The organism is Paraburkholderia terricola (assembly GCF_900142195.1).
Lineage (GTDB): Bacteria > Pseudomonadota > Gammaproteobacteria > Burkholderiales > Burkholderiaceae > Paraburkholderia > Paraburkholderia terricola.
The window spans coordinates 20,698-40,299 of the sequence record NZ_FRAB01000017.1 but is presented as its reverse complement, the minus strand read 5'-3'; the positions used below and the strand labels follow the sequence as shown (position 1 = coordinate 40,299).

21 protein-coding genes are annotated in these 19,602 nt (G+C 62.5%); 4 read left to right on the top strand and 17 right to left on the bottom strand.

What is annotated here, in order from left to right:
* Positions 1 to 159: 159 nt before the first annotated feature.
* Positions 160 to 1,707 (bottom strand): ATP-binding protein, encoded by a 1,548-nt coding sequence (locus BUE39_RS16720; RefSeq protein WP_073429817.1) that lies wholly within the window; start codon positions 1,705 to 1,707, stop codon positions 160 to 162.
* Between the two features lie 268 nt (positions 1,708 to 1,975).
* Here BUE39_RS16720 and BUE39_RS16715 point away from each other — a divergent pair, with 268 nt between their 5' ends.
* Positions 1,976 to 2,899 (top strand): LysR family transcriptional regulator, encoded by a 924-nt coding sequence (locus BUE39_RS16715; RefSeq protein WP_073429815.1) that lies wholly within the window; start codon positions 1,976 to 1,978, stop codon positions 2,897 to 2,899.
* 143 nt (positions 2,900 to 3,042) lie between these two features.
* On the opposite strand, the gene BUE39_RS16710 is transcribed toward BUE39_RS16715, so the two are convergent.
* Entirely contained in the window at positions 3,043 to 3,480 is a 438-nt protein-coding gene (locus BUE39_RS16710) for a response regulator (RefSeq protein ID WP_073429813.1), read from the bottom strand.
* A 173-nt stretch (positions 3,481 to 3,653) separates the two neighbouring features.
* Positions 3,654 to 3,995, bottom strand: a complete 342-nt coding sequence (locus BUE39_RS16705) for a hypothetical protein (RefSeq protein WP_143169510.1) — start codon at positions 3,993 to 3,995, stop codon at positions 3,654 to 3,656.
* A 926-nt stretch (positions 3,996 to 4,921) separates the two neighbouring features.
* Between BUE39_RS16705 and BUE39_RS16700 the strand changes: the two genes are divergently transcribed.
* Positions 4,922 to 5,881: a universal stress protein gene (locus BUE39_RS16700; protein WP_073429809.1), complete on the top strand. Its 960-nt coding sequence runs from the start codon at positions 4,922 to 4,924 to the stop codon at positions 5,879 to 5,881.
* Between the two features lie 72 nt (positions 5,882 to 5,953).
* Here the strand turns inward: BUE39_RS16700 and BUE39_RS16695 are convergent, their stop codons facing one another.
* The 3 genes from BUE39_RS16695 to BUE39_RS16685 are packed head-to-tail and all read right to left on the bottom strand — an operon-like array spanning position 5,954 to position 9,693.
* Positions 5,954 to 6,574, bottom strand: a complete 621-nt coding sequence (locus tag BUE39_RS16695) for a hypothetical protein (RefSeq protein WP_073429802.1) — start codon at positions 6,572 to 6,574, stop codon at positions 5,954 to 5,956.
* Positions 6,575 to 6,607: 33 nt separating this feature from the next.
* Positions 6,608 to 9,154, bottom strand: coding sequence for a cation-translocating P-type ATPase (locus tag BUE39_RS16690; protein ID WP_073429913.1), 2,547 nt, complete (start codon positions 9,152 to 9,154; stop codon positions 6,608 to 6,610).
* A gap of 44 nt (positions 9,155 to 9,198) precedes the next feature.
* The gene (locus BUE39_RS16685) at positions 9,199 to 9,693 is read right to left on the bottom strand and encodes a carboxypeptidase-like regulatory domain-containing protein (RefSeq protein ID WP_073429800.1); all 495 of its coding nucleotides are present in this window, start codon (positions 9,691 to 9,693) and stop codon (positions 9,199 to 9,201) included.
* A 218-nt stretch (positions 9,694 to 9,911) separates the two neighbouring features.
* On the opposite strand from BUE39_RS16685, the gene BUE39_RS16680 reads away from it, so the two are divergent.
* Positions 9,912 to 10,388, top strand: a complete 477-nt coding sequence (locus BUE39_RS16680) for a CreA family protein (protein ID WP_073429912.1) — start codon at positions 9,912 to 9,914, stop codon at positions 10,386 to 10,388.
* Between the two features lie 41 nt (positions 10,389 to 10,429).
* On the opposite strand, the gene BUE39_RS34875 is transcribed toward BUE39_RS16680, so the two are convergent.
* Entirely contained in the window at positions 10,430 to 10,591 is a 162-nt protein-coding gene (locus BUE39_RS34875; protein ID WP_159442573.1) for a hypothetical protein, read from the bottom strand.
* Between the two features lie 47 nt (positions 10,592 to 10,638).
* On the opposite strand from BUE39_RS34875, the gene BUE39_RS16675 reads away from it, so the two are divergent.
* The gene (locus BUE39_RS16675; protein ID WP_073429798.1) at positions 10,639 to 10,911 is read left to right on the top strand and encodes a hypothetical protein; all 273 of its coding nucleotides are present in this window, start codon (positions 10,639 to 10,641) and stop codon (positions 10,909 to 10,911) included.
* 59 nt (positions 10,912 to 10,970) lie between these two features.
* Here BUE39_RS16675 and BUE39_RS16670 read toward each other — a convergent pair whose 3' ends face one another.
* The 10 genes from BUE39_RS16670 to BUE39_RS16625 all read right to left on the bottom strand — a co-directional run bounded on the left by BUE39_RS16670 (position 10,971) and on the right by BUE39_RS16625 (position 19,501).
* Positions 10,971 to 11,588: a hypothetical protein gene (locus tag BUE39_RS16670; protein ID WP_073429796.1), complete on the bottom strand. Its 618-nt coding sequence runs from the start codon at positions 11,586 to 11,588 to the stop codon at positions 10,971 to 10,973.
* Entirely contained in the window at positions 11,585 to 12,136 is a 552-nt protein-coding gene (locus tag BUE39_RS16665; protein WP_073429795.1) for a glycoside hydrolase family 108 protein, read from the bottom strand. The genes BUE39_RS16670 and BUE39_RS16665 overlap by 4 nt, the downstream gene beginning before the upstream one ends.
* Positions 12,133 to 12,594, bottom strand: coding sequence for a hypothetical protein (locus BUE39_RS16660; protein WP_073429794.1), 462 nt, complete (start codon positions 12,592 to 12,594; stop codon positions 12,133 to 12,135). The genes BUE39_RS16665 and BUE39_RS16660 overlap by 4 nt, the downstream gene beginning before the upstream one ends.
* Before the next feature lie 89 nt (positions 12,595 to 12,683).
* Positions 12,684 to 13,736, bottom strand: a complete 1,053-nt coding sequence (locus BUE39_RS16655; RefSeq protein WP_073429792.1) for a phage late control D family protein — start codon at positions 13,734 to 13,736, stop codon at positions 12,684 to 12,686.
* A gap of 8 nt (positions 13,737 to 13,744) precedes the next feature.
* Positions 13,745 to 13,951 carry a tail protein X gene (locus BUE39_RS16650; protein ID WP_073429911.1) on the bottom strand — a complete coding sequence of 69 codons (207 nt, stop codon included), beginning with the start codon at positions 13,949 to 13,951 and terminating at the stop codon, positions 13,745 to 13,747.
* A complete protein-coding gene (locus BUE39_RS16645; RefSeq protein WP_073429791.1) occupies positions 13,926 to 14,807 on the bottom strand; it encodes a phage tail protein in 882 nt (293 codons plus the stop codon). Before BUE39_RS16645 ends, BUE39_RS16650 begins: the two co-directional genes overlap by 26 nt.
* An 8-nt stretch (positions 14,808 to 14,815) precedes the next feature.
* Positions 14,816 to 17,263 (bottom strand): phage tail tape measure protein, encoded by a 2,448-nt coding sequence (locus BUE39_RS16640; RefSeq protein ID WP_073429789.1) that lies wholly within the window; start codon positions 17,261 to 17,263, stop codon positions 14,816 to 14,818.
* A 98-nt stretch (positions 17,264 to 17,361) separates the two neighbouring features.
* The gene (locus BUE39_RS16635; RefSeq protein WP_084561423.1) at positions 17,362 to 17,733 is read right to left on the bottom strand and encodes a phage tail assembly protein; all 372 of its coding nucleotides are present in this window, start codon (positions 17,731 to 17,733) and stop codon (positions 17,362 to 17,364) included.
* 84 nt (positions 17,734 to 17,817) lie between these two features.
* The gene (locus BUE39_RS16630) at positions 17,818 to 18,321 is read right to left on the bottom strand and encodes a phage major tail tube protein (RefSeq protein WP_073429788.1); all 504 of its coding nucleotides are present in this window, start codon (positions 18,319 to 18,321) and stop codon (positions 17,818 to 17,820) included.
* 10 nt (positions 18,322 to 18,331) lie between these two features.
* Complete coding sequence (locus BUE39_RS16625; RefSeq protein ID WP_073429787.1) at positions 18,332 to 19,501, bottom strand: phage tail sheath subtilisin-like domain-containing protein; 1,170 nt, start codon at positions 19,499 to 19,501, stop codon at positions 18,332 to 18,334.
* Positions 19,502 to 19,602: the final 101 nt, after the last annotated feature.

Genomic DNA, 19,602 nt, shown 5'->3' with positions numbered 1-19,602 from the left:
TACGCCATCGTCTACGCTCAGCAATTTCCTGTCCGCCCGCGTTCGACCCGGAGCGGACTTATGCACTCGCTTTGGCGTGACGACTGTTTCTGAGGTATACCGGTCATTCAACGCGTCGTGACAGCCGGCAAGTCATTGGCCTTGCGGTCGCTCGCGCGTTCACGTCGTACCGTGACGGACGTCATGGACCGCAACTGGCGACGGCCGACGCACGTTGTCAGATTCGGATCTAAGCTGGTTTTCACCACCCCGCGGTGGCAGGTGAATAACGTTGCGTTTATATCGCATGCTGATCGTCTCCGCTTCGCCTTCGTCGCAAAGCTTCTGCAGCGCGTACGCGCGTGTGGATTCGTACAGCCAGTACAGAACGCGCGGGCCCTCCATTTGCACATTCAGAAGAGAGTTCGCGACGAGCGCGTCGATTCCCGCGATTGCACTGCCAAGGGAAAGCGTCGCGTCACATGCCACGGCACCGAGCGCGTCTAGCGTAAAGAGACCATCGAATACCGCAATGCGCCTGAAGAGAGTCCGATCGCTTTGACCGAGCAACGCATGGCTCCAGTCAAAGGTCGCACGCAGGCTCTGGTGGCGCGGCCGTGCGGTACGATATCCGCCGGTGAGAAACGCCATGCGGTCATCCAGGCAACGCCGCACGCCGTCGAGACCGAGGTCAGCGACGCGGACAACCGCCAGTTCAATCGCGAGCGGTATGCCATCCAGCCGTCGGCAAATCTCGCCGACAAGCTGAAGCTGCCGGCCGTCGGCATCCACGGTCACCTGCATGGCGTTTGCACGCTGCAGGAACAGCCTGACTGCGGAATGCGCAAGGATATCGACTTGCGCGGCACTCGCCGGTGGCGTTTCGAGCGGATCGACTTTGAATGTATGCTCGGGAGATATGCGCAACCGTTCTCTGCTGGTCACGACGACGCGCACGTGGTTATTTGCAGCGAGCAAGGCATCGACTATCTCCGCCACGTGCGCGATCAGATGTTCAGCATTATCGATAAGTAGCAACCCGCGCAGATTCGAAAGCGCGCGCGCGACGCCTTCCTCAGGGACTCCAGCGCCTCCAGTCGGCCGACCGCAGCCTTTCATAATGGCTTCGAGCATTCCGTCCCGCGTCGTCAGGCCCGATAGGTCGACGAAGTACGCGGGTTCGGCCGAATCTTGTTCAGTTCGACGAGCGACCTCGAGCGAGAGCCGCGTCTTGCCGATCCCCCCGGTGCCCACGAGCGTTACCAGGCGCGAACTTTCGAGCATCAAGAGGATCCGCTGAACGGCCCTCTCCCGCCCGACCAACGCGATGTTCAACGGCGGTGGCAGCCGGTGTGCGTCTCGCATCGACCCGCCCAGCCAGGCAGTGGGGGCCTCGTCCGGTTTTCGCATGCAAAGCTGATACCCGCGCCCTGGCACTGTGAGGACAAGATTCCGGTCGGGACCGAGAATCTTGCGCAAGGCCGACAACTGGACATGGATGTTGTTTTCTTCGACGATCGTTTGCGGCCACACCACGCTCAATAGCTCGTCTTTGGTGACAAGACGGCCGCCAGCCGAAACAAGCACGGCCAGTATATCGAAAGCCCGGGACCCAACGGGTATCGCGACGCCGTCCCGGCGCAGTTCCCGCGTTCCGAGGTCGACCTGAAACCGACCCAGTTCCGTCACGCTGATGGCGAGGTTTAAAGCGCGATCGAAGGCTGCCATGTGAATGCTCGCGTGGGTCGAAGTGAAACGGAGTCTGCCAATCACAATCGCGCTTGAGGTAGGCAAGAACAGGTAGTTGGCGCATGTCGCACCTGCCCAACCGTCACTGTGCGGCCGGGACCGAATATCGCGTCCTGCCCGTCGTTGGCCGCTCTCCTCGCGAAGATCGCCCGATCAAGTGCACTTACAATGTTGTGCCGAGTGTGCCTGCTTTACCTTTTTCGAAAAACTGGTCCATCAACGAAAGTATTTTGAAAATAATTCAACAATGAAAGTCACCTTGGACGAGCTTCAAGCCTTTTCAGCCGTCGTAGATACGGGTTCGATGACAAGGGCCGCGCACCATCTAAACCTGACGGTGTCGGCCGTAAGTCGATTGCTGGGGCGCCTTGAGGAAAAGTTGAAAACGACATTGTTGCGCCGAAACACGCGCAAACTCGAGTTGACCGAGGAGGGACGGGTATTTCTTCAGCATGCACGAGCGATCATCGACTCCGTCGAAAACGCAGAGGAACTGATGGTCGCGCAGCGCGAAATGCCTTCGGGGCGGCTGCGGATCGATGCCGCGGCACCGTTCATGCTGCATGTGATCGTGCCACTTGTGCAGGGCTACCGGGAGCGCTATCCGCATGTCACCCTGGAGCTCAACACCAACGACCGCATCGTTGATCTGCTCGAAAGTCGTACCGATGTAGCGATCAGAATCGCTCGACTCAAGGATTCGACCCTGCACAGCAGGCTCGTAGGAACTAGCCGGATGCGCATTCTCGCGAGTCACCGCTACCTCGAAAAGCATGGTCAGCCGCGCAACGCAGAAGAGCTTGGCAAGCATGTACTTCTGGGCTTCAATCAGCCCGAGTCGCTTAATGTCTGGCCACTGTTTGGCGCTGATGGTGAGCCTTATCGTATCGAACCGGCCGCTTATTCCTCGAGCGGCGAGACGCTTCGGCAACTGGCGCTTCAGGGCGTTGGCATAGTCTGTCTGTCGGACTTCATGACCGCACGGGACCGTGAGTCCGGACGGCTCGTCCAGATTCTCACTCGGCAGACGAGTGATGTTCGCCAAACGATCCATGCTGTCTATTACCGCAATACGGCCCTGTCTTCGCGGATCGCTTCCTTCGTTGATTACCTGGTCGACGCCGTAGGTGGTGGTACACAGTCCCGGAATACGGAGTCGTGGGCGCAATGAGAGTAAAGCCAGTTCGAGTGTGCGCTGTTCTCGGCCCTTCGGGCCAAGCGTGGTGAATGACCGGTCCCAAGGTGTAGCCACGTTCGAGTGACGCCAGAAATCGCTGGAAATAGTCGGTTCGCGCGGCCTCAAGCGCGGCGGTGCTAGGCCCAGTACTTGAGAGCTTCCGCAGGCCACCTGCATAGCGGCGCGGCCCCGCAATGCGACCGAATCGAGTTATTTCCCAGGCGCTTTGTCACGAGAGAATCGACGGTCGCAGCGAGCGTTTCGATATCTACGGGCTTGCGGAGAAAAAAATTCCATAGTCCAGTTCTATCTAACGGCGGCGACCGTGCCGACGTCATGACGATCGGAATCAGGGCCAGTGCCGGATAACACTTCAGCCGCTCACATAAGACGTCCCCGTCCATGCGCGGCATGTTCCAGTCGGTGACAATTACATCAGGAAGGCAATGACCTGCCATCTCCAGCGCCGATTGCCCATCGCCCGCGAGCACAACGTGATGGCCTCGTCCCTCCAAGGCAACCTGAAGAAGCCACAACGAATCGGGGTCATCGTCAACAATCAGGATGATAGACATAGCGAGAGCCCAGCGAGGCTCCCTTTTTTCAGCAACTGCTATGCCGCCTCGAACGTCGCTTTGGTTCTTTGAAATCCCGAGAGTCAGCACAGAATCTCCCCCTGAACCTCGAATGGCGTCCATCCGGTCGCTTTGTGGGGATTGTGAGGCCGCGCGGCTGCGATTAAATAGGCCTAGCTCGGCTGCAACTCGTCTTCGCAGGCTGCATAGATCTTGCAGACAACTGGTGACCGGTAGTCCAACCGCCAGCCATCGGTGAACAGTTGCGCGAGAAAATACGAATCTGCAAACATGGGGAACCCGGCAAAACCCAGTGCTACCTTTTCCGATAGGGCGCCGAGGTGAACGCAGTCCGTCCAGTCGGCTCGGGCTCCGTTGCCGTTTAGCCAGATGCTCAGCAACTCCTCAACATGAACGGTTCGCATCCAACCGCTTGTGCGCGCTCGCGCGACCAGCTGCCCCACCACCAGGTAGCAGAGCAGTTCAGCGCGGGCGTGGTCGTCAAGGTTGCTCAAAAAGGTCATCCGTGTTCGGTGTCGCGCCGGTTGAGTCCGTGCCTCGTAGTCTACGTCACCAGGTCGGTCGCAATGCGCCACGGGTCTTACCAAAATGCCCGGGTATCGAGTTGCAAGCCCGACCTTGTCAACAGCGTCGGCTTGCTCGGGACCCACTACATTACCTTCGGCCAATGATGTGGTTACCTTGTCAAGGTGCGACCGTCAGGTAGCTCCGCGGAAGCTGACGTTCACCGGCCGAGCCACGAAACGGGCAAACGGCAGTAAATGGCCGCGCCCTGCCTGATGCGTCGGCGTCGTACGCTCGCCGACGGCAGGATTTATGCGAGACGCGTACGAAGCCCCGTAAGAAGCTGACTTTCACCGAACGATGCGGTTCGCATCGTGGTCACTCACGGCTAGTTCGTGATGTTTTCGCGTATCGATTGGGCGTCTGTTGGTTCCCAAGCACCACCACTGCCGTGATAGGTTTCCGCGTGCAGCCAAAACTTTTCATCGCAATGTAGGCAGCGAAAGTGGCAATCGACGATGTCGCTCTTTTCAACAGCATCGACCCGTTGCCGTCGTTCAGGACCCGAAGACGGCAGCGACCGCTCTCAAGCCGTCGAACGGACGTTCGTTCATGGCCCGGGAGCGGAAGATCGCACCGAACATAGAAGCTGCAAACCGGTAAGTTCGGGCGGCCAAAAGCGACTTTGCGAGCACCGAACTTTTGCGCCCCTTAGTTCAGGAATGACAGGCCCAATGCCTGTCAAACGTCCGCCTTTGCAATTCTCGCTGCTGGAACCGAAGCAACGTCGCGCGACCACTTCCGATACCACCCGCTTGCACGCCAAACCTTGACCTATATCAAATGGCAACGAAAGCAGGCGGCGAAAATTGCGTATTGACGCCAGCGAAACCGTGCGTCACCCGGAGACCAGATCATGACTACATTGAGCGCTGGTGGTACGCCGAGTCCCAGAATTAAACGGATACTCATCGCGGTTGACTTGTCATCCGTGTCCGCACGTGCAGCGGCGTACGTTCGCTACCTGGCGGCGCCTGGCGCGCAGGTGCGTGTCGTCAGTGTCGCCGAGAACCCTCGTACCCTCTTGCCTCTCGGATCGCTGACGGATGCCGCACTCCAGACCGCGCGGGCGGAGCTGTTGCGCGATGCCAGTGAAGCAGCGGCTCATGCGAAAGAAGCGTTCGCCAACGGCAATGGTGCGGTTGAGGCGGATGTGATTGAGCTTTCAAGGCATGGCGGCTATACCGCTAACGCGTTAATCGATGCCGCAACCGAATGGAAAGCCGATCTGCTCGTCGTGGGCGCACGTCAACATCGCGGCATTTTGCGGTGGGTCGAAGGAACCGTATCCGAGTCCGTGACAACGCAGACTCCCTGCTCGATCCTAGTTGTTCCCGCAAGCTATGACGCCGAGATACCCGAGTTCCCGCGTCGCATCCTCTTCGCACTTGACGGAAGTCCTGCATCCTTGGACGCCATGCAATTCGGACTGCAACTGGCGACACCGGAGGCACACCTGCGCGCCGTCTACGTCATCGACCGAGCTGTCCGGCTGACCGACTTCGTGCCGATTCATGTTCTTGAGGATGCGTTCATCGAAGAAGGCAAGACTGCACTGGCCAACGCAGCTGGAGTTTTTGCCAATCTTTCCAACCATGTCGAAACCGGACTTCTTCGTACGAAACCGACGAGCGACGACGTACCCCATACGATTGTCCGCGAGGCCGAACGGTGGCACGCCGACCTTGTGGTCGTCGGCACACACGGTCGACGCGGTCTCGCCCGCTGGTTTCTCGGAAGCGTCGCAGCTCGAACCGCGCGCATCGCTCAAACCCCGTTACTGCTGGCTCGCCCGAGGCCGGACTCTTCGGCGTGAAATGAGCAGGATCTGATTCTCCGGTCCGATACTTGCGATGTACCGACCTGGCGCATGCCGGTTCAAGTCGAATCAGGTCCGTGCATCACCTCCTCGAATCGAACGCCTGAACCGCAGCCGGTGCTCGTTTAGGGCAAGGTTCCAGTCGATCCGAGTCAGAACAAACACGAGACCCAGCAACGCCAGTTGACTAACGATGAAGTAGACACCCAAGTATCCGCCTTCGAGTTCCATTTCGGGATCGAGGTACGTGTGCGCGATCTGCGCGAAACGTGTCCATACCGCATAGCTCGCGAGACGCCCAAGAAAGAAAGGTGCCGCGATGAGCCATAGTCGCAACCTGGTCAGCCCGTAGGCGATGAACAGATAGTTCGATGGAAACGGACTGAATGCATACAGCAGCAGTACGCATGCGGTAACGGCCTTCCTTTTTTCAAGCCAGATCTTTACCACGTCGATGTTTTGCCGGTCCGCCTCGCGCATCAGATGTCCGCGCACGAGCCATCCAGAGCATTGCGCGAGAATCAGGCGCCCCATCGTGGCGGCACTTGCGGCAATTACGGCAAGTAGAACGGGGTTCTGTTCGGGTTGGTTGAATCCTATCCACGACATCGCCATCCATGTCGGGGGCGCGAAGGCGGGAACAAGATTGAGCAGAAAAATCACCATAAAGAGTACTGCCATCGTCATCACAGGAACACTCTCCGCAAGTTGGCTTTGTGCGTGCTATACGGCTGCATCAAGATCAAGCAACGGAACCAGCCCAAAGAGCCGCGCCAGGGCGGGAACGGTCATCAAAAGCAGAAGCGCGACCCCGGTTACACCCAGAACCATCCAAAGATAGCGATTTTGCCGAGGCGCATGGGCACGCCTTTCCGACTGCGGCAACAAGCGTGGCAAGAAGCGCGGCAACAAGCGGATCACAAAGATCAACGCGACATTGCCCACGACGAGTGATACGAAGGCGAGCGTGCGAGCGAAAGGCATTGGGTAATCGTGAGCCAGCAGGCCGGCGTACAGACCCAGCACCAGCATGGCGACCACGGCGCCCGCCGCCGCGCCTTGAACTATTGCGCGATTCGATAGCAGCCGCGCGCCGGCACGGCGCGGTGGCAGACGCATCAGGTTCTCGCGTTCGGGCTCGTTCTCGAATACGACCGAGCAGACCGGATCGATAACCAGTTGCAGAAAAACGATATGAACCGGCGCCAGCATCGGCGGCCAGCCGACCAAAACCGGAATCATGGTGGCGGCGATCATCGGAATGTGAACGGCAACCGTATAGCTGATCGCTTGCACCAGATTGGCGTAGATGCGCCTTCCTAGGCGGATCGCCGAGACGATCGGCGCGAAGTCGTCACGCAGCAGGACCAGCGAGGCCACCTCGCGCGCCACTTCGGCGCCGCGCAAGCCCATCGCGATGCCGATATGCGCAGCCTTGAGCGCGGGGGCATCGTTCACGCCGTCACCGGTCATCGCGACCACCTGGCCGCTTTCCCTGAATGCGTTGACGAGCCGCAATTTTTGCTCCGGCTTGACACGGGCAAACACGTCGATGTTCTTGATGGCCTCGCGAAGTCGTGCGTCGTTCATCGCCGCCACCTCCTGGCCGCTCATGATCCGCGTGCCGTCGATGCCGACTTCGGCCGCAATAGCCCGGGCCGTCGACGGATAGTCGCCGGTGATCATCACCACGCGGATGCCGGCTGCCTGGCATTGCGCGATAGCGCCCGCGACCTCCGGCCGGACCGGATCCAAGAGGCCGACCAGCCCGACGAACGAGAAATCGAAATCATGCTGCTTTTCCGGCCAGTCGGGATGTGAGTGCCGCGCCTTGGCCACCCCGAGCACCCGCAGCCCGCCCGAGGCCATCTGCGCGACCTGCTCAAGCACACTCCGCGTTTCCCGCTCATCCAGGTGACACAAGGCGCAGACCGCCTCCGGCGCGCCTTTGCAGGCCACTGCGTGATGGTCGAGTTCCGGCGTGTGCCACGCGTGGGACATGGCGGGCAATTCCGGTGTCAACGCGTACTCGTGAACCAGCGACCAGTCCTCGTGGAGACGTCCGGTGCCGGCGAGTTCCGCGCGCCCTGTTTCGTGAAATGCGCATTCCATCGGATCGACCGGCTCGATTTCGCTGGCGAGCACCAGGTATTCGATGAGTTCGTGATACGCGCCGTCAATGCGCTGAGTGGCCTGATCGATGACTTGCCGCTTTCCTTGCGCGAAGAGCACGCGCACCGACATGCGGTTCTGCGTCAGCGTGCCCGTCTTGTCGACGCACAGTACGGAAGTCTGGCCAAGGGTTTCGATCGCACTCATGCGGCGCGTCAGCACACCTTCGTTCGCGATGCGACGAGCCCCCAACGCCATGAACACGGTCAATATCACCGGTATTTCTTCGGGCAGAATCCCCATGGCCAGCGTGATGCCGGCGAGCACGCCCGGAAGCCACTCCCCCGATCGCAAACGATAAGCCACCACGAGCAGCAGGCACAGGCCGATCGCAACCGACGCAAAGCGATTGACGAATGTTCTCGTCTCCAGTTGCAACGGCGAGCGTGCCTCCGTGATGCCGGTCAACGACTTGCCGATACGGCCGAGCGCCGTATTCGGCCCCGTCGCGGTGACAATCATTTGCCCCTGGCCTTGCACCACCATCGAGCCGAAAAACAACTGCCCGCCCGGATCTTCCTCCGGATGCGCATCGGCTCGCGCCACGGACTTGTTCACCGAAACGGACTCGCCCGTCAGTAGCGATTCGTCCACGCCCAGTTCATGAGCCTCCGTCACCGCGCCGTCAGCGGGCACGCGTGCGCCTTCGTCGACGAAAACCACGTCGCCGGGCACCAGTTCGGCTGCGCAAACGAGTTGCCGTTGCCCGTCCCGAAGGACCTGCGCGCGCGGCGCGGACAACTCGCGCAGAGAGTCGAGAACCTGTGCGGTGCGGTGACTTTGAAAAACCGTGAGAAAGACGATCCCCGCCACGAACGCGAGGAGCGTCAGCGCTTCCGAGACGTCCCCGAGCACGAGATAAATACCACTCGCGGCGAGCAACAGGAGAAACATGGGCTCACGGAGCACCTCCCACAGGGTCCGCCACCAGGTGCGCCGCGCCGTCGAGTCCACGACGTTGCGGCCGAATTGGGCACGCTGCGCCTCTACCTGCGCGGACGACAGCCCCCGCTTCATATCGGCATGCTTTCCCGGCCACGCCGGTTCGGCGTAACCGGAGACCGCGCCCGGCGCAGGATCAACGGGATTTGTCTGCATTCTGGTGTCGATCACCACGCGCGATGCGAAACGGGACAAACCGATCAGGGACGGCCCATAGCGGGACCGCCCGTCGCGGGGCAGTTTTTGCAGATGTGCATGACGCCGCGACGATCCGGATCGTCCCAGTAGAAACGCAGATCGGTGCCGCCGCGTGCGGGGATCTGGATCTTTCTGGCTTCCGTGACATGAAGCATCCGCGCATCAATCTGATAGCGCCCGGCGGGCAGTTGAACAAAAAGGAAAGGCCCCTCTGTTCGAACCTTCAGGACCGACCGTCCGGCGCCCGATGTAATCGTGACATCGACGTCGGACAGATAGCTCCCCGTCTTCGACGCGAATGTCATACGAAGGTTGTATTTCGGCGCGACGGCCCGAAACGCCTGAACCTCATCTTCCCCCACTCCGCCGGTTATGTAGGAGACGCCGTTTTGAGTCGCCGGTTGCGGTGGCGGCAGCGACTGTGCAAGCGCGGGGCCACTTGCACACAAGCCGACGAGGAAAGACAAAAGCAATGAAAGGCGGGCGATTCTGAACATGGTAATCCTCGATATTCAAATTCACAGGTGACCAAAACCGTGGTCTGCCGGCAAACGCCTTGCATGGGCCACGTATTCGTTTCGAGAATGACCCTACGCGACCACGCAGGCGTTGACCTGCGTCAACCAGCCGATTGCCGGGTGAAATAGGCTGAAACCAGCCATTGCGTCGACGTTGCGCGATCGAAGACCTGTCTATCGAATGCCGGAGGTGAATGATGATCAAACGGTTCCCCGGACGTGCGGGCATCCTGGCCGCGCTCTTCATCGTCTGGTCTTGTGCGGCTGTCGCGAACGAGCTAGCGACGATTGAAACGCATACCCAGCGATACGGTTCGCACATCGCCATCTCTGCCTACAACGATCCACTCGTGCGTGGCGTGACCTGCTATGTCTCGCAATCGCATTCCAATGGCGCGCTCGGAGGCGGGCGCATCACCACTGCGGCTGATGCCTCCGCATCGTGCCAGCAGACAGGCGCCGTCAGCGTTGCCGAGACTGTTCCGCGGCAGGCGCAGGTATTCACGGCCGACGTGGACCCGACGTTTGACTCGCTCCACATCATCCGCGTACTGGACACCGAACGGCACTCACTGGTCTACTTCACCTACACCGAGGATGAGGCGGCAGGGAATCTGCCGGGCCACCTCTTTGTCATCCGGCTTCCAGTGGGTCCCAGAATGCCTGCCAGATAAGCGGCGGAGTTCGGGGGCCTGCTGCGCCGAGAGCGCCGGAATCAAAACTGCTGATCCACGTCGAAGTTGACTTTCACAGGTTTCGGTTCGCTTTTCCGCGTGACAACGAGGTTGACGTGATACACCCCGCGCCAGCGCATGTCGAAGTAGCTTCCGTAGGTGACGGTATCGCCGACGAGCATCGGCTCCAGATGTCTGGTCACGGGCCGCGCGTGTGCGCTGCCCCTGGCATGAAGGCACCGTCAACGCGATGCTGGCGCTGGTGGCGCTGCACGTCCTCGGCGTTGTTGTCGGAAGCTTGCTCCATCGGAAGAACCTCGTATGGGCTATGATCAGTGGACGAAAGCCGGGCAGGATCGAGGACGGTATTCATCGCGCATGGCGGACCGTCGCCGTAGCGCTGATCTCGGCGGTGCTGGCGTTCTGGTGGCTCCAACTGCACAATTCACCGGTCGTCGTAAGCTGGACCACTCAGTCGGGTATCCCGACAAAAGGAGGACTTCACGGCGGCGATGACGATTGAGTGACTTTGGCCGCCCGCGATGGACGGCTACATGAGTGGTGTGCTGTGGAGAAGGCGACCTATCGCCCTTCGCCCTCGCCGGGCAGTTGCGCCCGCGAGACCACCGTATCCGGCGACACCGCAAACTGCGTAATCGCCGCGGCCTGCCTGTCGGCGCGTGACGACGAGCCGAAGAAATACTCCTTCGAGCCGAGCACCATCGCGATCAGAATCCCGAACAGGGTGTCGAGCGCGCGCATCACGCCGTCGTCGAGCCGGATCTGTCTGGCCGCCAGCAGGAACTCGAGCCCGATCACCGCGAAGAGCGCGACCGTATACATATAGGCGAGATTGCGCGCCGTATGGTCGTGCTCCGCCGCCGCAAAATTGCGTGCGCTCGCGCGATCGTCGGCCGCCACCCGGTCGGCCTGCACCTGGACGCCGGCCATGTTCTCCGCATGCGTGAACCCCGCCTGCCGCATCTTCAGCGCGAAATCGTCGTCGGCCTGCTTCAGCGCCAGTAACTGCTCGGGCGTCATCTGCTGGCCGGTCAGTGCGGACGTGACTGCATCGACCGAACCGTCGCCAAGTCCGAGCTTCCCCGCGATCGCCGAGGCCGCCATCGCAGCGATACCGGGTACCCCGCCCGTCAATGCGGTGACGAGCCACGGCGCGACCGTTTTCAGGACATCCATCATGCGCTCACCCCCAATGCACGGTTGAGCTGCCAGCCGTATTCGAACGTCTCGTTCTCCACGCGCTTTTCGGCACACTCGATGTAATAGACAGACTGCTGGGCGGTCACCATGCCCAGCAGCACCCGATGGCCGTCCGCACCCCGCGCGGCGAGAAACGCCTTCAGCGCCGCGACCGACATGGCGCCGATGCCGCCATCGACGGTGATATCGGCGAATGCACGCTGGTTCTGGTTCAGCACGTTCAGCGCACGCTGCAGGAAGCGCACGCCGGTCGCAGGCCCCGCGTTCACGCCGATGTCGAACAGCTTCTCCGCGAGCGCGGGCGAGATCGCGTCGACGAGATCGAACTTCGGCTGCTGCCAGTAGCGGCTGCGATAGATCTGCGCGGCGGTCGCGCGCGGCATGTCGCGCATCGGGCCGGTATAGCCGAACGCGCGGGCAACCGCGGCGGTGACGCCCCACATCGTTTCGCCGCCGGCGTCAAGCGCATTGTTCGCGTAGCCGCCCTCGCGGCCGATCAGCGCATCGATTTTTTCGTCAAGTGTCATTGCTTCGTTCCCTGTCTGGTTTCCCGCGTCATGGTCTGTTCCAGCACCTCGAGGCGCTGCTGCTGCAACCGGTTGAGGATGTCGCCTTCGTTGATGTGGGTGAACACCCACACGATCGAGCCGACGAGGAAGGTCTGGACGACGCCGAGCACGATCCCGAGTACCCACATCGCGCCCCTCGCCGTGTTCTTCATCGCCGCCACCCGGTCGTCGACGCCGCCGATCTGCGCCTCGAGCGCATCGCGTTCCTTCTTTCCCTCGTCGACACGCGCCCACAGCAGCTCGATATCCTTGCGCGCGTTCTGGTTGTGAATCGACATCTGCGCGAGCGCACGATCGAGCGCGGCGACCGGCTGCACCGATGTCTTGATGTCTTCGAGGCTTGCCGCGACGCTGCGCAGCTGCTCGCCGAAACGTGCGATCTGCACCGCCAGATCGTTGTTGTGCTGTTCACCCATCGGGCCGTCCGTCCAATAAAAAAACCGCCTCGCGTCCCCTATGCGGGCGCGGGCGGTTTGTGGTGATGCTGGTGGTGATCTTCTGTCGGTCAGTGCGGCGGCGCCGGCACCACGAGACTGATCTTCCTGCCCTTCTTTTTCCCGTGGCCGACCTTCGCCTTCCCGCTGTTCCCGGCATTCAGCTCGACCTGCGTTTCCCAGCTGCGCCCCGCGTAGGTGTTCGTCACCGACTCGACGAGGAAGTCGCCATCCGCCTCCTTCTTGAAGCCCTTGAGCGTCACCGTCTTCTCGGCCGCGAAGTCCGCCCGGCCGGTCATCGTCATCGTGCTTTTCGCGGTGTGGTGATTCAGCTTCTGCAGGCGGGCGTTCGCCGCGGCTTTCGCGGCTTCGGGGCTTGCGAACGCATGCCGCTCGGTGTGCACCGCGGATGCGCCGGGCGGCGCATCGGGGTTCGGGATCGTCAGATCGATCTTCCTGCCGGTCTTCGCGTCGTGCACCTTCGTGCGCACGGCGACGAAGCTCGCGCGGTCGGGAAACGTGATCTCGTAGTCGAGCAGCATGTCGGGTGTGAGCGTGATGGTCGGCAGTGGTTTGCCGCTCGCGCTCCGGCCCGCACCACGCCCCGCCACAATCAGCTTGCCCGCCTTCACCGTCGCCGTTGCACCATGCTGCCGCGCGAGCCGCGTGATGAAGTGCAGGTCGCTCTCGCCGAACTGGTCGGCACGCGGCACCGGTGCGTCGACACTGCACGCAGCCGTCCATCGGTTGCGGCGGGCGATGTCACCGACGATGTCCGCGAGCTTCACGTTCTCCCAGCTGCCGTACCGGTGCGTCTTCGCGGTGGCGCGCATGTTCGCGGGCTTGCCCCGGATCACCACGGACGCGGGCGGACCCTTGAGCGCAACCTCGTCAACCGCGTACTCGCCCAGGAACGACAGGCCTTTGCCGCTCCAGCCGAGCGAAATCCTGAGTGTGGCGCCCTTGGGTGGAAACTGGATCCTGCCGTCGCGATCGTCGAGCTCGATCTCGCACTCGTCCGACTCAAGCCCCGGCCTGTCCACCGTCCGGATGCGCAGCACGCGATCCTGGATCACGCGCGTGATGTCGTCGCCGTTCGCGACGATCTGGAAAATGGCCTGCATCAACTCTCCTAGGTCCAGAGCTGGACCGGTTCATCGCGCTGCACGTCGAGATCGGGCAGCGTGATGAGGATTCCCGCGGCAAACGGCTGCGTGCGTGCCGCGAGCCCCGGATTCGCTTCATAGACCGCCTCGACCACACCCGCGAGCGCTCCATAGAACGCGTAGCAGAGCTCGTCGAGCACGTCGCCGTCAGAGGTTCTTATAGTCTTCGCCATAGCGGCCGAACTCCAGGCTGAAGGTCTGTTTGCGCGGAGCGCCGTCCGACATCAGCGCCTCCTGCTCCTCGTCGACACCCTGCAGATACCAGCGGCCGAGCACCTCGCCATAGCCGGTCGTGAGCTGCACGGGCACCATCCGGTCGCCGATCGCGCGCAGGGCATCGATCTGCCTGGCTCCCGGCCCAGAGGCGGCGAACACCACGCCCGAGAGCGTGATCGTCTCGCCGCCCTGGCTGACCGCCTGCAGCGCCTCCTGCCGGTTCAGACGCTCCTGCGACGCCACCTTGTATTTGGTGGTGCGTCGAAGTTTGTCGAAGGCGGCGGTCGACAGGTTGAAGTGGAACGTATCGCCAGCATCGGACGTGAGCGTCATCAGGTGCGGCGTGGCGCCCGATGCGCCGCCGAGCAGACCCGACAGCAGCGCCCCGGCGCCCGTCGATGTCGCGAGCGATGCGACCGACGGCGTGTCCCTGATGCCCGCCCACGCATTGAACTTCGTGCGCACGTCACCGAGCGCCGTGTTCACCGAGTCAGCCGCCGACTTCACCAGCGGATGATTCGATGCGGTGGCGATCCTGAGCACGCTATTGACCGACGACTGCACGGCGTTGAAGCTGCGCACCACCGTGCCGACCTTCGGATCCAGATCGCCCGCCACCGACAGCGCACTGCCCGCGCCCGATAACAGTTCGGCGGCGCTCGTGAGGTTGCCGGTGGCGAGCTTCTGCAGCACCGCCACCGTGTTCGCGCTCGCCGCGCGGTTGCGTTCATACACGCGGCTCATGCTGCGCACGCGTTCGGTCGCGATGCTCGCCTGGGTTGCGGCCTGCGTGATCTGTCCTGTGAAATCCATCCTGCCTCCTACAGATGCGGGCTGTCGAACATCGCCGAGCGGTTGTTCTTCGCCAGTTCGTCTTTCATCAGGCGCTGCAGTTGCGGCGACACCTTCGCGAGGAAACGGTCCGCGGCGTCGCTGCCCGGCTCGCCCTGGAACGTGACGTGAAAGACCGGTGCGAAGGTGTTCTGCTGGTCGATCTTCGCCACAGGTTTGTCGGAACCCGGCGCTCTCTCAAGCGCTTTCGCTTTCGCGAGCGCCTCAGCCACCGGCGGCTGCTGCGCATCGTTGCGCGAGAACGCCAGTTTCGCGACCGCGCCGAGCGCCTTCTCACCAGCGAACGTCCCCAGCGCTCCGCCAGCGAGACCGCCGACCGCCGCACCGACCGGCCCGCCGAACGCGCCGATCATCGCGCCGACCTTCGCACCCAGCACGCCCCCGGCGAGACTGCCGGCGATGCCCGCGAAGCCCTGCGCCTTCGCCGCCCGCGTGTCGTCGCCGGTCGCGACCGCATATGCGTTGTTTGCAGCCAGCCCCAGCTTCAGCACGGTGCCCGCCATGGCCAGCTTGCCGGCATAGGGCAAAACGCGGGGCATCACGCGGCCGAGTACACCGCGAGCCGCGCCAAACACACGGGCAAAGCGTCCACCTTTGGACGCAGCACTGCCGGCCGATCCACCCTTACCCGCCGATGCCAGTTCGTCGGCGACCACACCCGCCGCGCCTCCGAACCCACCGGCACCGCCTGGCATGTTGACGACAAAGACGCGCTGTACGCCGGCCGACGCCGCAGCACCACCGAGCGCCTCGATCGCATGGCCAACGGGACCTGATCTGCCTCCGCCCTTCCCGTTCCCTCCACCGCGCGCAACGAGAATCGACCCGCGCGCAAGGTCGAGCGCACCGCGACCGATCTGGAAAAGTGACTTTGCGCCGCGATAGGCGATGAGGCTCGCTGCCACGCCCGCAACCGCCATCGTCGTTTTGGGCGCCGCATCGGTGATCCTCGTCAGCCCCTCGCCCGCTGTCTTCGCCGCGTGACCAACCGCGTCAGTCACGGGCCGCAACGCGTCGCCGATGCTGCGCATCGCATCGTTCCACTGCCGCCCGACCTCGCTCCAGATCTGCTTCGACGCATCGCGCCGGTCGGCGAGATCTTTTGCGATCCCGCCGCTTGCCCGCGCCGACTCGCGCTTGAGCTTCTGGTACAGGTCGGCGTTCTGCAGGTACGCGGTGAGCGCCGCCTTCACCTGCATGTCGTTGAAGAGGTCGCCCGTCTTCATCGTGTCTTCGAACGCAGCGATCTGCGCGCGGCGCTTCTCCGGATCGGATTCGCCGTTTATGCGCGTTGCGGCGTCGGCCAGCTGCTTCGCCCTGGCCGGGTCGGTACGCTCGATATACGCGCGCGCCAGAACGAAGGAAGCCTCGAGCGTCGACCAGCCCTTGCCGATCGCCTCGCGCATTTTGGCTTCATAGTCGACGCCGGCTTTTTTGTAATTACTCGCGGTTTCATTGGATCCGATCTTCGAAAACCAGTTTTTGAGGTTGTTGGCCGCTTCGTCTGCGGTGCCGGCTGTCTTCATCTGCACCTGCAGCATCGCGCCCAGCTGCGTGACCGAGTCCTGCCCGGTGATGCCGAGCTTCTGCATTTCGGCGAGCAGCACCGGGAACCAGCGGGCCATGTCCGCCGACTCGAACGAGCCTTCCTTGCCGAGAAACGCGATCGCCTCGAACGCCTTTGCCATCTGCTTCGGATCGGTGATCTTCGCGTTCTGCTGCAGCGCCTGGATCATCCTCGCGGTCTCGACCGTGGTCGCCCCCTGACCGATCGCGAACTTCGCGGCAAGCGGTGCGAAGTCGAGCGCGCGGCTCACGTCCATGCCGCCCGCCACCATCTGGTTGACCGCGTCGGCGAGCTCGTTGCGGCCGATGCCGTTGTCGCGCGCGTCGCGGCGGATGCGCTCGCCCATCGACGCTTCCTGCGCGGTGCGGGCGATGCCGGCCTTGATCGCGATGTCGCGGATGATCGCCTGATAGTCCGCCGAGATCGTCGCCGGCACCGCGACGGCGGCCGAGAATTTCACGGCATCACCAATCGCACCCCGCGCGCCCTCGCGGCCGGCGGCGATCCGCTCCTGCCCCGATGCCTTCAGCTCCAGACCGCGCACCGTGCGGCCGAGGCGCGTATACGCCCGGTCGAGCCGGTCGACCTCGATGCCGTTCTCACGCAGCGTGCGCAGGTTCGATTCAATCCTGCGGCGGATGCCGTCCGCTGCACGGTCGCCCGCCGCGTGCAGCCGGCGGAATTCGTCCTGCAGTTTCACCGTCTCGCCGATCGTGCGCTGCCACAGCCGTGTTTCATTCGCGGTCTTGCGCAGACCCACGATCCGCGAACTGGTCTCGGTGATCGCGCGGCCGAACGTCGCCGAGACGGCGCCGCCGATCACGATCCCGAGTGCAATGTCGTTAGCCATCACATTCCCCCATCCCGTTTGTCTGCTAGTCGGTGAGCCACCAGATCACCTCGTCGAGCGTCATCGCATCGATCGAGGCGGGTTGCACGCCGTGCTCCTTAAGCAGCCGTTTTGCCAGCGCCTTGAGCGTTTTCTGGCTGATTCTTGCCAGCGGATGTGAGGCGAAAGTAGGCATCCTGGACGCGGTGATAGTCACCGAGATCCATGCCCTCCAGGTCGTTGGGCGACACGCCCGCGAGCGCCGCAAAGATCGCCAGTTCCTGCCCTTCCTCGTCACCCGGCGCGATCTTCTGCGCCGCGCGCATGTCGCGCACCTTCGGACGCCGCAACGTCAGGGTGTCACGCACGACACCGTCGAATGCCACCGGATAGTCCAGTTTCACGGTGACGCTGTCGACGCGGTCGGTCGCGTTACTGACCACGCTACTGACCACGTTGCCCGCCACATTGCCATTCACATTGCTGTCCATCTGTCCCGCCTCAAATAGAAACGACGAGCCGTGCGGCCCGCCGTTCAGGTTAAAAAGTCACTTTGCCGCGAAGGCTGCATGCCGTTACATGCCGATCGCCTTGCGGATCTCGGCAAGCTGGTCGACGCCATTGATGATCCGCACCATGCCGAGCACATCGATCTCGTGCACGATCGCGCCGTCGATCTCCAGCTTGTAGTAGGTCAGCGATACGGTGAACTTGGCGTCGACCTTCTCGCCCGGTTTCCAGTCGCCGCCATCGACCTCGGAGAGCATCCCGCGAAACGTCGCGGCGACCGCCTTCGTCGCGCCCTTGATGTCGCGGAACGCACCGCGAAACACGCCGTTAAATGCGGTCGCATCGGCAAGACCGAAGAACTTCAGCACGTCGCGCTCCATCGTCGACATCTGGAACGCGGCCTCGAGCGCCTCCATGCCGAGATCGACCTTGACCGGCGCATCCATGCCGCCGGCGCGATGGTCGTCGGTCTTGATCTTCAGTTTCGGCAGCGTGCACTGCGTGGCGCGACCCGCGAAACCCTTGCCATCGCTATACACGTTGAAGTTATAAAGTGTTTCCGGAGTCACGTATCACCTCTCATGGATTGGTATCGAGCACTTCGGTCAGCCACTGGTTGGTGACCTCGAAGCGGAAGTTGGGGTTCTCTGCCGGCGGCACGTCGGTGAAGCGGATGTTCCAGTACACCTTGCCGTCCTCGAGCTGCGTCGCGGTGTTCAGCTCCGGGTCCGCATACACCTCGAAATTGATCAATGCGCCTTTGTTCTTCAGGTCACGCATGAACGCCTGCAGCCCCTCGGTGACGTCCTTCACGTACGTGGACGTGATGCCACGGTCGACCGCCCATTTGTGGCCGGCGAGCACCGCGTCCATCACGATGTCGAGCGTGCGTACGCGCGTGACGAACTTCCATTTGGCATCAGCCGAGAGCGTGCGGTTACCCCACAGGCGATACCCGCCGTCGCGGATGATCGTCGCGATGTTCGCGTTATTGAGCAGGTTCGCGCGGCACGTCTCGTCGCCGTCGAGAAACTCGATCGGCCGCTTCGTGCCCGTGATGTCGGTGATTTCCTTGTTCGACGGCGACGCCCAGAAACCGATGTTCGCGTCGGTCTGGCAGAAGAGACCCGCTGTATACGACGAAGCCGGCGCATCGACGTCGGCGTTGGCGGTCGTGTCCCACATCGTCGCACCGGGATCGACCATATAGAGCCGCTTGCTGCCGAAGTTCTGCGCGTAGGCGATCGCCGCCTCGTCGTCGGTGTTGGGGCCGTCGATGATGCCGATCGCGCGCAGCTTGCCGGCAAGCGAATCGATTGCGGTCGCGACCGCCTGCGTCGACGAGAAGCCAGGCGTCAGCAGCAGGCGCGGCTGCACGTTGTACTTCGATTTCGCGTCGAGCAGCGACTGCAGCCCGGTGCGCGCACCGCTGGCGCTGACGCCGCCGATGATCGCCGAGGTGAGCGCTGCAGGCTCGCCGCCAGCAGCCACGCCCGTGGCGACAATCACGGCCGTACTCTGCGCATAGATCGCGCGGGCCGCTTTCGCAATCGCACTGCCTTCGCCGAACGCGGCGACGGCCTCGCGGTAGCTCGTCAACTGCACCGGCACATTGGGCGCGGCCCGATCCGCTCCGGGCGTGTAGGTGTTGACCATGCCGACGATCGACGAGCTCGGCACGGCGATGGTGCGCGGCCCGGTGTCGACCAGCGACACGGTCACGCCGTGGAAAAACGAGGTTGCACCCATGAAGGTCTCCAGGCATCAGAAAAAATCAGGCAAAGAATCGGCCAAAGGATCGGCCAAAGAACCAGCCAAAGAAAAAGCCGCCTGGACAGGCGGCTTCGGGT

Bases quoted from the DNA above. Each gene is read 5' to 3' on its own strand.
- BUE39_RS16685 (WP_073429800.1), bottom strand. From the start codon at position 9,693: ATGTTCAGAATCGCCCGCCTTTCATTGCTTTTGTCTTTCCTCGTCGGC.
- BUE39_RS16625 (WP_073429787.1), bottom strand. From the start codon at position 19,501: ATGGGTGCAACCTCGTTTTTCCACGGCGTGACCGTGTCGCTGGTCGAC.
- BUE39_RS16710 (WP_073429813.1), bottom strand. From the start codon at position 3,480: ATGTCTATCATCCTGATTGTTGACGATGACCCCGATTCGTTGTGGCTT.
- BUE39_RS16680 (WP_073429912.1), top strand. From the start codon at position 9,912: ATGATCAAACGGTTCCCCGGACGTGCGGGCATCCTGGCCGCGCTCTTC.
- BUE39_RS16700 (WP_073429809.1), top strand. From the start codon at position 4,922: ATGACTACATTGAGCGCTGGTGGTACGCCGAGTCCCAGAATTAAACGG.
- BUE39_RS16655 (WP_073429792.1), bottom strand. From the start codon at position 13,736: ATGCAGGCCATTTTCCAGATCGTCGCGAACGGCGACGACATCACGCGC.
- BUE39_RS16650 (WP_073429911.1), bottom strand. From the start codon at position 13,951: ATGGCGAAGACTATAAGAACCTCTGACGGCGACGTGCTCGACGAGCTC.
- BUE39_RS16640 (WP_073429789.1), bottom strand. From the start codon at position 17,263: ATGGCTAACGACATTGCACTCGGGATCGTGATCGGCGGCGCCGTCTCG.
- BUE39_RS16660 (WP_073429794.1), bottom strand. From the start codon at position 12,594: ATGGGTGAACAGCACAACAACGATCTGGCGGTGCAGATCGCACGTTTC.
- BUE39_RS16645 (WP_073429791.1), bottom strand. From the start codon at position 14,807: ATGGATTTCACAGGACAGATCACGCAGGCCGCAACCCAGGCGAGCATC.
- BUE39_RS16675 (WP_073429798.1), top strand. From the start codon at position 10,639: ATGCTGGCGCTGGTGGCGCTGCACGTCCTCGGCGTTGTTGTCGGAAGC.
- BUE39_RS16715 (WP_073429815.1), top strand. From the start codon at position 1,976: ATGAAAGTCACCTTGGACGAGCTTCAAGCCTTTTCAGCCGTCGTAGAT.
- BUE39_RS16670 (WP_073429796.1), bottom strand. From the start codon at position 11,588: ATGATGGATGTCCTGAAAACGGTCGCGCCGTGGCTCGTCACCGCATTG.
- BUE39_RS16690 (WP_073429913.1), bottom strand. From the start codon at position 9,154: ATGCAGACAAATCCCGTTGATCCTGCGCCGGGCGCGGTCTCCGGTTAC.
- BUE39_RS16665 (WP_073429795.1), bottom strand. From the start codon at position 12,136: ATGACACTTGACGAAAAAATCGATGCGCTGATCGGCCGCGAGGGCGGC.
- BUE39_RS16720 (WP_073429817.1), bottom strand. From the start codon at position 1,707: ATGGCAGCCTTCGATCGCGCTTTAAACCTCGCCATCAGCGTGACGGAA.
- BUE39_RS16635 (WP_084561423.1), bottom strand. From the start codon at position 17,733: ATGGACAGCAATGTGAATGGCAATGTGGCGGGCAACGTGGTCAGTAGC.